Origin of the sequence: Gilliamella sp. B3023 (assembly GCF_026536845.1) — a bacterium.
GTDB lineage: Bacteria > Pseudomonadota > Gammaproteobacteria > Enterobacterales > Orbaceae > Gilliamella > Gilliamella apicola_E.
This window is the reverse complement of sequence record NZ_JAFNNH010000016.1, coordinates 20,785-34,071: the sequence shown is the minus strand read 5'-3', so window position 1 is coordinate 34,071 and position 13,287 is coordinate 20,785. Positions and strand designations below refer to the sequence as shown.

General features: G+C 38.0%; 9 protein-coding genes and 1 tRNA gene. 9 read left to right on the top strand and 1 reads right to left on the bottom strand.

Features of this window, described 5'->3' with window-relative positions; all coding sequences use genetic code 11:
• Window positions 1-54 precede the first annotated feature (54 nt).
• Window positions 55-963 (bottom strand): SPFH domain-containing protein, encoded by a 909-nt coding sequence (locus tag J3U16_RS09455; protein WP_065563371.1) that lies wholly within the window; start codon window positions 961-963, stop codon window positions 55-57.
• 566 nt (window positions 964-1,529) lie between these two features.
• On the opposite strand from J3U16_RS09455, the gene J3U16_RS09450 reads away from it, so the two are divergent.
• The 9 genes from J3U16_RS09450 to infB all read left to right on the top strand — a co-directional run bounded on the left by J3U16_RS09450 (window position 1,530) and on the right by infB (window position 13,241).
• Window positions 1,530-3,092, top strand: a complete 1,563-nt coding sequence (locus tag J3U16_RS09450; RefSeq protein ID WP_267342943.1) for an anthranilate synthase component 1 — start codon at window positions 1,530-1,532, stop codon at window positions 3,090-3,092.
• Complete coding sequence (gene trpD / locus J3U16_RS09445; RefSeq protein WP_065563373.1) at window positions 3,092-4,723, top strand: bifunctional anthranilate synthase glutamate amidotransferase component TrpG/anthranilate phosphoribosyltransferase TrpD; 1,632 nt, start codon at window positions 3,092-3,094, stop codon at window positions 4,721-4,723. The genes J3U16_RS09450 and trpD overlap by 1 nt, the downstream gene beginning before the upstream one ends.
• 15 nt (window positions 4,724-4,738) lie before the next feature.
• A complete protein-coding gene (trpCF, locus tag J3U16_RS09440) occupies window positions 4,739-6,121 on the top strand; it encodes a bifunctional indole-3-glycerol-phosphate synthase TrpC/phosphoribosylanthranilate isomerase TrpF (RefSeq protein ID WP_324169878.1) in 1,383 nt (460 codons plus the stop codon).
• A 23-nt stretch (window positions 6,122-6,144) separates the two neighbouring features.
• Window positions 6,145-7,338 carry a tryptophan synthase subunit beta gene (trpB, locus tag J3U16_RS09435; RefSeq protein ID WP_065563375.1) on the top strand — a complete coding sequence of 398 codons (1,194 nt, stop codon included), beginning with the start codon at window positions 6,145-6,147 and terminating at the stop codon, window positions 7,336-7,338.
• A complete protein-coding gene (gene trpA / locus J3U16_RS09430) occupies window positions 7,335-8,141 on the top strand; it encodes a tryptophan synthase subunit alpha (RefSeq protein ID WP_267342942.1) in 807 nt (268 codons plus the stop codon). The genes trpB and trpA overlap by 4 nt, the downstream gene beginning before the upstream one ends.
• A 218-nt stretch (window positions 8,142-8,359) precedes the next feature.
• Window positions 8,360-8,436, top strand: a tRNA-Met gene (locus J3U16_RS09425).
• 185 nt (window positions 8,437-8,621) lie between these two features.
• Entirely contained in the window at window positions 8,622-9,083 is a 462-nt protein-coding gene (rimP, locus tag J3U16_RS09420) for a ribosome maturation factor RimP (protein WP_065563377.1), read from the top strand.
• A gap of 16 nt (window positions 9,084-9,099) precedes the next feature.
• Window positions 9,100-10,575 carry a transcription termination factor NusA gene (nusA, locus tag J3U16_RS09415; RefSeq protein WP_065563378.1) on the top strand — a complete coding sequence of 492 codons (1,476 nt, stop codon included), beginning with the start codon at window positions 9,100-9,102 and terminating at the stop codon, window positions 10,573-10,575.
• Window positions 10,576-10,592: 17 nt separating this feature from the next.
• Window positions 10,593-13,241, top strand: coding sequence for a translation initiation factor IF-2 (gene infB, locus J3U16_RS09410; protein WP_065563379.1), 2,649 nt, complete (start codon window positions 10,593-10,595; stop codon window positions 13,239-13,241).
• Window positions 13,242-13,287 lie beyond the last annotated feature (46 nt).

Below are 13,287 nucleotides of genomic sequence, written 5' to 3'. Positions count from 1 at the left end.
TGAAATATAATATCTTCCTAATTAGATTAGGAAGAATTGTTTCACTAAAGCAAATTATTTAGAGTTTTTAATTAATTCTGCAATACCGCCAATGCTACCCATTAAGCTAGAAGCATCGAGTGGCATCATCACTACTTTACTGTTATCTGAAGCACCGATTTGTTGTAAAGCTTCAGTATATTTTTGAGCAACGAAGTAGTTGATCGCATTAATGTTACCAGCAGCAATCGCTTCTGAAACCATTTGTGTAGCTTTTGCTTCGGCTTCGGCAGCACGTTCACGCGCTTCTGCTTGTAAAAATGCAGCTTGTTTTTCACCTTCTGCTTTTAATATTTCTGACTGTTTTTCACCTTCAGAGCGTAAAATAGCCGCTTGGCGGATACCTTCTGCTTCAAGGATCTCAGCACGTTTGTTACGTTCAGCTTTCATTTGCGCGTTCATGGCTGCAATAAGTTCTGCTGGTGGGCGAACGTCACGAATTTCGATACGGGTAATTTTAATTCCCCAAGGGCTAGTTGCATCATCAACAATGCTAAGAAGTTTTGAGTTGATGTGATCACGTTGTGATAACATTTCATCAAGTTCCATACTACCAAGTACAGTACGAATGTTTGTCATCATCAGATTAATAACCGCACGCTCAAGTTGATTAACTTGGTAAGCAGCTCTTGCAGCTTCTTGTACTTGAATAAAGCAAACCGCATCAATTTGTACATTCGCATTATCTTTAGAAATAACTTCTTGAGATGGGATATCAAGAACTTGTTCCATCATATTAATTTTGCGACCCACACCATCCATAAATGGGATAATGATGTTTAAGCCAGGCTCAAGCGTATGAGTGTATTTACCAAAACGCTCGATGGTATATTGGTATCCTTGTGGAACAATGGTAATAGCTTTAAAAACGGTTACGATAGCTAATAAAACTATTATCGCAATAAGAATATAAAATATAGGCATATATCAAAATCTCTAAATTTTATTAATGTATTGATTATTCTAATTGGTATTAGAATATTTGACAAACTATTAGTTTTTAACCATTTGAAATCAAAACAACCTAATAGATCATTTGTTAAATACGGCAACGTAGAAAATTATCTTGAAAAGATCAACCTAGCTCCTCGATTTTAATTTCATCATTAAGTTATTGAGCACTGCTTTATTCGCTGGTCTGAAATCATATAGGTTAAAATCGTTCAATCATCAATGTCATTAATTTAAAAAATGAGTCTAAATAAACCTATTTTTTATAAAGGCTAATTTTATTTATTGAATATAAAATATTCGCTTGACAACACACTAATGAACTAGTTTAATAGTACAACATCTTTTTTAAGCAGATATAATAATGATAAATCATCAAAATCCTATAACTCACTATAAAAAAACTACTGTTTTGAGTTGGTGGCGCATCACTTTCTGCGGGTGATGTGATGATGTCCTTTTTTCACAAGACCCGCTAAATGCGGGTTTTTTAGTTTAAAAAAAAGATAAAAAATAATTTTATATAAAGAGAGTCAACAATGAATAAGCCTACATTAACACAAATAATCAAAACCATTGGTTATTATCAGGATCCGACTCAGGTATTTTATCAACTTTGTGATAATAAACCGGCAACATTGTTGCTTGAATCTGCCGAAATTGATAATAAACAGGGGATTAAAAGTGTAATGATCATTGATAGCGCTTTAACTATTTCGGCCCTAAACAACGAAGTGACTTTTCAAGCTTTAACCAGCAACGGGCAAAAATTATTACCTTTGTTAGAGCAAGCATTTCCTGATAACGTCACTAAAACAAAAATAGATGAACATAATCTTAAGTTAGTGTTTCCACCTATTGATGGTTTGCAAGATGAAGATTCTCGCTTGAAGTCATTATCGATTTTTGATGCATTAAGAACATTATTAAATATCGTTAATATTCCCGAAAAAGCGAGTTCAGATGCCGTTTTTGTCGGTGGATTATTTGCGTATGATTTAGTGACAAATTTTGAACATTTACCAATATTACCAACTGAACAACGTTGCCAAGATTTTCGTTTTTATTTAGCTGAAACTTTATTGGAAATTAATCACAAAGATCGCGTTTCATTATTAAAAGCAACGGCCTTTACTTCTTGTCCTGATGAAGTTACACGCTTAAATCAACGATTAGATGAATTACAAAATAAACTCAATCAACCAATGAGCACAATTAAAAGGCAATCGTTGGCTGAAATGGATGTCACTTGTAATAAGAGTGATGATGATTTCAATACCATTGTTAAGAAAATGCAAGATGCGATTCAACAAGGTGAAATCTTCCAAGCTGTTCCATCTAGACGTTTTTCATTACCTTGTCCTCAACCATTATCTGCATATCAAGTCTTAAAAAATAATAATCCAAGCCCTTATATGTTTTATATGCAAGACGAGGATTTTGTTTTATTTGGTGCCTCACCTGAAAGTGCACTCAAATATAATAAAGCCAATAATCAAGTTGAAATTTATCCAATTGCTGGTACTCGCCCACGTGGTTTAAACACTAATGGCGAGATTGATTACGATTTGGATAGTCGATTAGAGTTGGAAATGCGCACCGATAAAAAAGAGTTAGCTGAACATTTAATGTTGGTCGATTTAGCACGAAATGATTTAGCTCGAATTTGCCAGCCAGGGACGCGATATACCAAAGAGTTATTAAAAGTTGATCGTTATTCTTATGTTATGCATTTAGTTTCAAGAATTGTTGGTCAACTACGTCAAGATCTTGATGCACTACATGCTTATCAAGCTACCATGAACATGGGAACATTAACTGGAGCGCCAAAAGTTAGGGCAATGCAGTTAATTGCCGAATCGGAAAAAATAAAACGGGATAGTTATGGTGGGGCAGTTGGATATTTTACTGCCAATGGTGATCTTGATACTTGTATCGTTATTCGCAGTGCTTATGTGGAAGATGGTGTTGCAACCGTACAAGCTGGATGTGGCGTGGTTTTAGATTCAGAACCACAAGCAGAATCGGATGAATCACGTAACAAAGCACGTGCTGTTGTTCGCGCGATTATGGCAGCACATAATGTAGAAGGTGTATTCTAATGGCTAATATCTTATTTCTTGATAACGTTGATTCGTTTACTTATAACTTAGTCGATCAGTTACGTCACAATCAACATAACGTGACAATTTATCGCAACACAATTCCAGCTGATGTGATCATCGAAAAATTATCACAAATGCAAAATCCTATCCTAATGTTATCACCAGGACCTGGAGCACCGAGTGAAGCAGGTTCAATGCCTGAATTACTTAAACGTTTAAAAGGTAAATTACCGATCATTGGTATCTGTCTTGGACATCAAGCGATTGTTGAATCTTATGGTGGTATGATTGTCCCTGCGGGCGATATTTTACATGGAAAAGCTTCATTAATTGAACATGATGGGCAAGCGATGTTTAAAGACTTACCCAATCCATTACCGGTTGCGCGCTATCACTCATTAAAAGGTGAAAACATACCGAAAACATTAACCGTCAATGCCATGTGTAATAACATCGTTATGGCAGTACGTAATGACCAAGATCGGGTTTGCGGTTTTCAATTTCATCCTGAATCAATTTTAACGATTCAAGGGGTAAAATTATTAGAACAAACCATTGAATGGGCACTGAATCCACCACAAAAACAGCCAGAAGCAAAACAAGAAGCGATTGTTGATAAGCAAGAATACAATATTCAACCGATTTTAAATAAATTGTACTTAGGGCAAGTATTGTCTCAAGAAGAGAGTAAAATACTGTTTAATTTAATTATTCAAGGTAAAATAGAACCAACGGTACTAGCAACCGCTATCATTAGTATGAAAGTTCGGGGTGAAAAACCTGATGAAATTGCCGGAGCAGCTCAGGCCTTACTTGAAAATGCTGATCCATTTGAAGTGCCTGATTATGATTTTACCGACATCGTTGGGACTGGTGGAGATGGAACTAACAGCATCAATATCTCTACAGCCAGTGCTTTTGTTACTGCGGCATTAGGGTATAAAGTTGCTAAGCATGGTAACCGTGGTGTGTCGAGCAAATCAGGATCATCAGATGTTTTATCCGCTTTAGGTATTAAACTAAACATGTCAGCGGAAGCATCTCGAAAAGCGCTTGATGAATTAGGTGTGTGTTTCTTGTTTGCTCAGCAATATCACTCAGGATTTCGCCATGCTGCACCAGTACGTCAGCAACTTAAAACACGAACGATTTTTAATGTTCTTGGGCCGTTGATTAATCCATCACGACCAAAACGTATTTTACTTGGTGTTTATCATCCTGATTTGATAAAACCGATTGCAGAAACATTAAAAATGTTAAACTATACCCATGCTTATGTGGTACATGGCTCAGGGATGGATGAAGTCGCTATTCATGGCGAAACTCAAGTTGCCGAAGTAAAAAATGGCGAAATTCGCTATTTTACTTTGACACCAGAAGATTTTGGTCTACAGCAATATACTTTGAAAGATATTGAAGGTGGAACACCAGAAATGAATCGTGATTTATTGTTAGCGATTTTACAAGGACATGGTAAACCAGCGCATGAAGCAGCTATTGCTGCAAATGTGGCGATGTTAATTAGCCTATTTGGTGAACCAGACTTAAAACAAAATGCTAAGCGTGCAATAGAATTAATGCGTAGCGGTAAAGCTTATGAGCTATTACAAAAGTTAGCAGCAAGATAATGAGTGGAGAATAAGATGGCAATTGCAGCATTAACTGAAAATGTTGAAATGGCAACGGTCTTAAAAAAGATCATTGAAGATAAACAGCTATGGCTTGCCGAGCAACAAATTAAAAATCCACTGGCTAATTTTAAAAATAAAGTCGTACCTAGTGATCGTGATTTTTACCAAGCGTTAAATCAACCGAAAACGGTATTTATTTTAGAATGTAAAAAAGCATCGCCATCCAAGGGATTAATTCGAGATGATTTTGACCCAGCAAGTATAGCCAAAGTTTACAAAGATTATGCTTCGGCAATCTCAGTTTTAACTGACGAAAAATACTTTCAAGGTCGTTTTGAGTTTTTACCAATAGTACGTAATGAAGTCACCCAACCCGTACTTTGCAAAGACTTTATTATCGATGAATATCAAATTTACTTAGCACGTTATTATCAGGCTGATGCCATCTTGTTAATGTTATCGGTAGTCAATGATGATGAATATCGCTACTTAAGCCAAGTTGCTCACCAACTTAATATGGGGGTACTGACGGAAGCGAGTACCGAACAAGAAGTTGAACGAGCTATCAAACTTGGCGCTAAAGTGATTGGTATTAATAACCGTAATTTACGCGATCTGTCGGTTGATCTCAATCGGGTAAAAACTTTATCAAAAACAATCCCTGATGATCGAATCATTATTAGTGAATCAGGTATTTATACGCACAATCAAGTTAAAGATCTTAGCCATTATGCTAACGGTTTTTTAATTGGTAGTGCACTTATGTCTGAGCCAAACTTAACCTTAGCTATCCGTAAAGTAATGCTAGGTGAAAATAAAGTTTGCGGCTTAACCCAACCACAGGATGCAATAACCGTCTACCAAGCTGGTGCGGTTTATGGTGGATTAATTTTTGTGCCTAAATCACCAAGATATATAACACCGACTAAAGCGCGTAGTGTTATCGCATCGGCACCCTTGAATTGGGTTGGTGTTTTTAAAGATAGTGATATAGATGAAGTATACGAAATAGCTAAACAACTATCACTTTATGCAGTGCAATTGCATGGTCATGAGGATGATAACTATATCAAAACACTTCGCCAAAAATTACCCTCAACCTGTCAGATCTGGAAAGCGTTAAGTATTAGCGATAACATCCCAAATCATGATAACCCACTAGTATCACGTTACATATTTGATAATGGTGCCGGTGGAACAGGTAAAAGTTTTGATTGGTCACTTTTACGTGACAAAGATTTAAGTAATGTCATTTTGGCTGGTGGTATTAACCCACAAAATGTGAGTGAGGCGCTCACTACCGATGTTATTGGTGTTGACCTTAATTCGGGCGTTGAAGTTTCACCAGGAATTAAAGATAAACAAAAAATCAAATTAGTATTTGAACAAATTTAACTGATTACATTAAAGGAATGGTTATGTCTAAATTAAATCCTTATTTTGGCAAATTTGGTGGTCAATATGTGCCACAAATATTGATGCCTGTGCTTGAACAACTTGAGGATGCTTTTATATCGGCGATACACGATCCAAGTTTTCAAAAAGAATTTAACGATCTTTTGGTTAACTACGCTGGTCGCCCGACAGCATTAACACTGTGTAAAAATCTTACCGCAGGGACCAAAACAAAACTATATCTAAAACGTGAAGATTTAGTTCACGGTGGTGCGCATAAAACTAATCAAGTATTAGGCCAAGCATTACTCGCTAAAAGAATGGGTAAAACTGAAATTATTGCCGAAACTGGCGCAGGTCAGCATGGCGTTGCTTCAGCATTGGCGTGTGCATTATTGGGTTTAAAATGCCGAATATATATGGGGGCTAAAGATGTTAAACGCCAAGCTCCGAACGTATTTAGAATGCGACTCATGGGGGCAACAGTTATTCCGGTTGAAACCGGCTCTGCAACCTTAAAAGATGCTTGTAATGAAGCATTGCGAGATTGGTCTGGTAGTTATGAAACCGCTCACTATATGTTAGGTACAGCTGCTGGACCGCACCCATTCCCAACCATAGTGCGTGAATTCCAACAAATAATTAGCCGTGAAGCGAAACAACAAATTTTGGAAAAAGAGGGTCGATTACCTGATGCTGTCATCGCTTGTGTTGGTGGCGGTTCAAACGCAATTGGGATGTTTGCTAATTTTATTGATGATAAGTCAGTAAAATTAATTGGGGTTGAACCAGGAGGCCATGGCATCGAAAGTGGCGAACATGGTGCATCACTTAAACATGGTAAACTCGGTATTTACTTCGGTATGAAAGCCCCAATGATGCAAACCGAAGAAGGCCAAATTGAAGAGTCTTATTCGATTTCTGCCGGCCTTGATTTTCCAGCTGTTGGACCTCAACACGCTTATTTAGATAGTATTGGTCGGGCAGATTATGTCTCTATCACTGATGATGAAGCGCTTGAAGCGTTTCAGGCCTTATCACGCAATGAAGGAATTATTCCGGCTTTAGAGTCATCTCATGCCTTAGCCTATGCACTTAAGATGATTAAAGAAAATCCAAACAAAGAGCAACTATTAATTGTTAATTTATCAGGTCGTGGCGATAAAGATATTTTTACGGTTTACGATGTATTAAAAGCAAAAGGAGAAATAGAATGAGCCGTTATCAAAAACTGTTTGACCGCTTAACAGTCGAAAAACGAGGTGCATTTGTTCCTTTTGTTCCAGTTGGTGACCCTAATCCACAGCTTTCCTATCAAATTATTCAAACAATGATTGATGCAGGGGCTGATGCGTTAGAACTAGGCATTCCTTTTTCTGACCCAATGGCAGATGGTCCAACTATACAAAATGCTAATATTCGTGCTTTTAATGGTGGCATAACCGTTGCAAAATGCTTCGAAATCTTAACCAAAATCAGGGAAAACAATCCTGATATTCCAGTTGGATTATTAATTTATGCCAATTTAGTATTTAAAAATGGTATTGATAACTTCTATGCGAAGTGTGCTAAAGCAGGGGTGGATTCAGTATTAATTGCTGATTTACCTGTAGAGTATGCCGAAGAGTTTACGGGTGCTGCTGAAAAACATAGCATCGCACCAATATTTATCTGTCCACCTAATGCGGACGATGAAGTGATTGAAAATATTGCTAAACGAGGCAAAGGTTATACTTACTTAGTATCACGAGCAGGAGTAACCGGTACAGAAAACCGTGCTAATAAACCACTCACACATTTACTTGAAAAACTAACTGAATTTAAAGCACCACCAGCAATTCAAGGTTTTGGTATTTCAGAACCCGCTCAAGTTAGTGAAGCAATTAAATCGGGTGCAGCGGGAGCTATTGCTGGATCGGCAACGGTTAAAATCATTGAAAACAATCTTAATAATCCAGACAAAATGCTGAGTGAATTATCAACTTTCGTTAAAACCATGAAAGCAGCAACGCAAAAGTAACATTAACCAATGATTAATCCGCTGAATATTAGGCGGATTAATTCACTTGAAAAACGAATAATTATACATATATAAAACCTAACTATAGATTAATCATAATTGTTCACCAGTTAAAAATCATAGCCCCTTAGTTTCAATAACTTTAAGCTTTTTGTGAATTCTGATATGATTTTGGGTTGCAATTTTTACAAAATACAGTATAATCTTCAGCCATCTATCGCGGGGTGGAGCAGCTTGGTAGCTCGTCGGGCTCATAACCCGAAGGTCGTTGGTTCAAATCCAGCCCCCGCAACCACTTAAATTTTCATTCATATTAATCTATCCTATTTTTATTGTCTGAAAGTTCGAATCAAGTGGCTTCATTATATTATGTTTTATATGTAGCCTCGCTTGTCGGGGTTTTTTTATATGATTTAAACGTTAGTTTAAAAGGAATGTTGGGCTTTATGCCCTTTTTTATTTTCTGCAGTGGAGGTTTGTTTGGCTAATTTAGAACAGCAATTGACCGAAATCATCCAAGAGCCTGTTAATGCACTTGGCTTTGAGCTAGTTGGGGTTGAATACATTCGTGGTCGTTACCCAGTTTTGCGCGTATATATTGATAGTGAAAATGGTATTACCGTTGATGATTGTGCTGATGTTAGTCGACAAATTAGTGCGGTACTTGATGTAGAAGACCCTATTAAAGATGCTTACAATCTCGAGGTCTCCTCACCAGGTATGGATCGACCTTTGTTTACGCTTGAACATTACCAACGTTTTATTGGTGAAGAAGTCACAATAAGTTTGCGTATTCCTGTTGCCAATCGCCGCAAGTGGAAAGGAAAGATTAAATCCATTGATAATGAAATGATTACATTAATCGTGGATGAAAATGATGAAGTGTTTGCTTTTAGTAATATACAAAAGGCGAATATTGTACCTAATTTTAACCTTAAATAGAGTACGGGTGTAAAGGATGAATAAAGAAATTTTAGCTGTTGTTGAAGCGGTATCTAATGAAAAGGCACTTACACGTGACAAAATTTTCGAAGCGCTAGAAACCGCGTTAGCAACGGCCACTAAAAAGAAACATACTGTTGATATAGATGTTGTCGTAAAAATTGACCACAAAACGGGTGATTATGATACGTTCCGCCGTTGGTTAGTGGTTAATGAAGTGACTCAACCTACTAAAGAAATCACATTGGAAGCAGCTCAATTTGAAGATCCTAATGTAAAAGTAGGTGACTATGTTGAAGAACAAATTGAATCAGTCGCATTCGACCGCATTACAACACAAACAGCTAAACAAGTCATCGTTCAAAAAGTACGCGAAGCTGAGCGTGCTATGGTTATTGACATGTTTAGAAACCGAATTGGTGATATCGTAACGGGTATTGTTAAAAAGACCAACCGTGATAGTGTTATCCTTGATTTAGGTAATAACGCTGATGCAATGATGTCTCGCCATGATATGTTACCACGTGAAAACTTCCGAATTGGTGACCGTGTTCGAGGTATTTTATATCTTGTAGAACAAGATAATAAACCAGCACAACTCTGTGTTAGTCGTTCAAATCCTGAAATGATGGAAGAACTATTCCGTATAGAAGTACCTGAAATTGGCGAAGAGATGATCGACATCAAAGGTGTTGCTCGTGATCCAGGTTCTCGCGCTAAAATTGCTGTTAGCAGTAATGACCGCCGTATTGACCCTGTTGGTGCATGTGTTGGTATGCGAGGTGCTCGCGTTCAAGCTGTTTCGAATGAATTTGGTGGTGAACGTATTGATATTGTTTTATGGGATGATAACCCAGCTCAATATGTTATTAATGCTATGGCACCAGCCGATGTAGTATCTATCGTAGTTGATGAAGACAAACACACTATGGATGTTGCTGTTAATGCCGATACCTTACCGCAAGCTATCGGCCGTAATGGACAAAATATCCGTTTAGCATCACAACTTACTGGTTGGACGTTAAACGTCATGAGTACTGAAGATCTTCAAGAAAAACACCAAGCAGAATCTTTCGCAGCAATCAATAACCTAATGAAACATTTAGATATTGAAGAAGATCTTGCACAACTTTTAGTTGAAGAAGGATTTACTTCACTTGAAGAGCTTGCTTATGTACCAGTAGATGAGTTACTTGAAATTGAAGAACTTGATGAAGAACTGGTTGATGCATTAAGAAATCGAGCAAAAGATGCCTTAACGACTATCGCACTTGCTCACAGTGGTGATAAACGACCTGCACAAGATCTATTAGATCTACCAGGTATGACACAAGAATTAGCCTATCAATTAGCACAACAAGATATTGTGACTCTAGAAGATTTAGCTGAACAAGGTACAGATGATCTTACAGACATTGAAGGTTTAACAAGCAAACAAGCTGGCGATTTTATTATGGCTGCCCGTAATATTTGTTGGTTTGCAAATGAATAATTGAGGGAAAGTTATACATGACCAAAGTATCAATCGAAACACTGGCTCAAGAAATAAATACACCAGTGCAAACACTTTTGCAACAGTTTGCTGATGCCGGAATGAAAAAGACTGCATCAGATACTGTTACTCAAAAGGAAAAAGAAGCTTTGCTTGCGCATTTAAAACCTCAGCAAGGCCCAACAAAATTAACTTTACAACGTAAAACACATTCAACACTAAATGTGTCAAGCGGTGGTGGCAAAAGTAAAGAAATCAAAGTTGAAGTTCGTAAAAAACGCACTATCGTGAAACAAGATCCTGCTGAATTAGAGAAAGCGCGTCTTGAGGCGGAACAAAAAGCGAAACAAGAAGCTGAATTGAAAGCACGTAAAGAGGCTGAAGAAAAAGCTAAACAAGAGGCTCAAGAGCAGAAGAAACGCGAAGAAGCCGAAGCTAAAAAACGCAATCAAGAAGAAAAAGCGAAAGTTGCTCAAGAACAAGCAGCTGATCCAAAAGTGAAAAAAGCGCAAGAAGAAAAAGCTCGCTTAGAAGCCGAAGCAAACGAAATCAAGCGTAAAGCGGAAGAAGAAAACCGTCGTAAACTTGAAGAAGAAGCCAAACGCATGGCGGAAGAAGCGCGCAAACTTGCTGAACAATATAGCGATAGTGATGAAACAGATAACAGTGATGATGATGACTATCATGTCACTACATCTAAATATGCTCGTGCAGCTGAAGATGATACCGACCGTGAAGTTGAAGGTGGTCGTGGTCGTGGACGCGGTAGCAAACAGACTAAACAGAAAAAATCGAGCAAATTATCAGAAGGTAAAGCAGAACGTGAAGAAGCCCGTGCTGTAACGCGTAGTAGCCACAAGAAGAAAGGCAAAAGTACTTTACAACAAAGCTTTACTAAACCAGTACAAGCAATTAACCGCGATGTGGTTATTGGTGAGACCATCACTGTTGCCGAACTTGCTAACAAAATGGCAGTAAAAGGTTCAGAAGTAATCAAAACTATGATGAAAATGGGTGCAATGGCAACCATCAATCAGGTTATTGACCAAGAAACCGCTCAACTTGTTGCTGAAGAAATGGGACACAAAGTGGTACTTCGTCGTGAAAACGAACTTGAAGAATCACTAATGAGCGACCGTGATACTGGTGCAGAAAAAGTTTCTCGCGCACCTGTTGTGACTATCATGGGCCATGTTGACCATGGTAAAACCTCACTACTTGACTATATTCGTAAAGCAAAAGTTGCTTCAGGCGAAGCTGGTGGTATTACTCAGCACATCGGTGCTTACCATGTTAAAACCTCAAGCGGAGAAATCACATTCTTAGATACTCCAGGCCATGCTGCATTTACATCAATGCGTGCTCGTGGTGCTAAAGCAACCGACATCGTGGTATTAGTTGTTGCAGCTGATGATGGTGTGATGCCACAAACAATTGAGGCGATTCAACATGCGAAAGCGGCAAATGTACCAATTGTTGTTGCAGTAAACAAAATTGATAAGCCAGAAGCCGATCCGGAACGTGTCAAAGGTGAACTTGCTCAATATGGCGTGATGTCAGAAGATTGGGGCGGTGATACTCAGTTCGTTCATGTTTCAGCAAAAGCTGGTACGGGAATTGACCAACTACTTGAAGCGATTTTATTACAAGCAGAAGTACTTGAACTTACTGCTTATGAATCAGGTATGGCTAGCGGTGTCGTTATCGAATCATTCCTTGATAAAGGTCGTGGTTCTGTTGCTACAGTACTTGTTCAATCAGGTACCTTACGTAAAGGTGATATCGTATTATGTGGATTTGAATATGGTCGTATTCGTGCAATGCGCAACGAATTAGGTAAAGAAGTTACCGAAGCGGGCCCATCAATTCCGGTTGAGATTTTAGGTCTTTCAGGTGTACCGTCAGCAGGTGATGAAGCAACAGTTGTACGTGATGAAAAGAAAGCTCGTGAAGTTGCCTTATATCGCCAAGGTAAATTCCGTGATGTTAAACTTGCACGTCAACAAAAAGCGAAACTTGAAAACATGTTTACTAACATGACTGAAGGTGACGTATCTGAACTTAATATCGTCCTTAAAGCTGACGTACAAGGTTCGGTTGAAGCAATTTCTGATTCATTACTTAAACTATCAACAGATGAAGTTAAAGTTAAAATCATTGGTTCAGGCGTAGGTGGTATTACCGAAACTGATGCATCACTTGCAGCAGCATCTAATGCTATTATCCTTGGTTTTAATGTTCGTGCCGATGCTTCAGCGCGTAAAGTTGTTGAAGCTGAAAACTTAGATTTACGTTACTATTCAGTTATTTATGACTTAATTGATGAAGTTAAACAAGCCATGAGCGGTATGCTTGCTCCAGAATACAAGCAAGAGATTATTGGTCTTGCTGAAGTGCGTGATGTATTTAAATCACCTAAATTTGGTGCAATCGCTGGTTGTATGGTAACTGAAGGCGTAGTTAAACGTCATAACCCAATTCGTGTATTACGTGATAACGTGGTTATCTATGAAGGCGAACTTGAATCATTACGTCGCTTCAAAGATGACGTTAACGAAGTTCGTAACGGCATGGAGTGTGGTATTGGTGTTCGTAACTACAATGATGTTCGCGTTGGCGATACTATCGAGGTCTTTGAAACTGTCGAAATCCAGCGTACTATTTAGTTAATACGCTAAATAAGCAAGGTTTTTATAAACCTTGCTTATTCAC

Excerpts from the sequence above, each read along its gene's own strand:
- J3U16_RS09455 (WP_065563371.1), bottom strand. The coding sequence starts at position 963 with ATGCCTATATTTTATATTCTTATTGCGATAATAGTTTTATTAGCTATC.
- trpA (WP_267342942.1), top strand. The coding sequence starts at position 7,335 with ATGAGCCGTTATCAAAAACTGTTTGACCGCTTAACAGTCGAAAAACGA.
- trpCF (WP_324169878.1), top strand. The coding sequence starts at position 4,739 with ATGGCAATTGCAGCATTAACTGAAAATGTTGAAATGGCAACGGTCTTA.
- trpB (WP_065563375.1), top strand. The coding sequence starts at position 6,145 with ATGTCTAAATTAAATCCTTATTTTGGCAAATTTGGTGGTCAATATGTG.
- J3U16_RS09450 (WP_267342943.1), top strand. The coding sequence starts at position 1,530 with ATGAATAAGCCTACATTAACACAAATAATCAAAACCATTGGTTATTAT.
- nusA (WP_065563378.1), top strand. The coding sequence starts at position 9,100 with ATGAATAAAGAAATTTTAGCTGTTGTTGAAGCGGTATCTAATGAAAAG.
- trpD (WP_065563373.1), top strand. The coding sequence starts at position 3,092 with ATGGCTAATATCTTATTTCTTGATAACGTTGATTCGTTTACTTATAAC.
- infB (WP_065563379.1), top strand. The coding sequence starts at position 10,593 with ATGACCAAAGTATCAATCGAAACACTGGCTCAAGAAATAAATACACCA.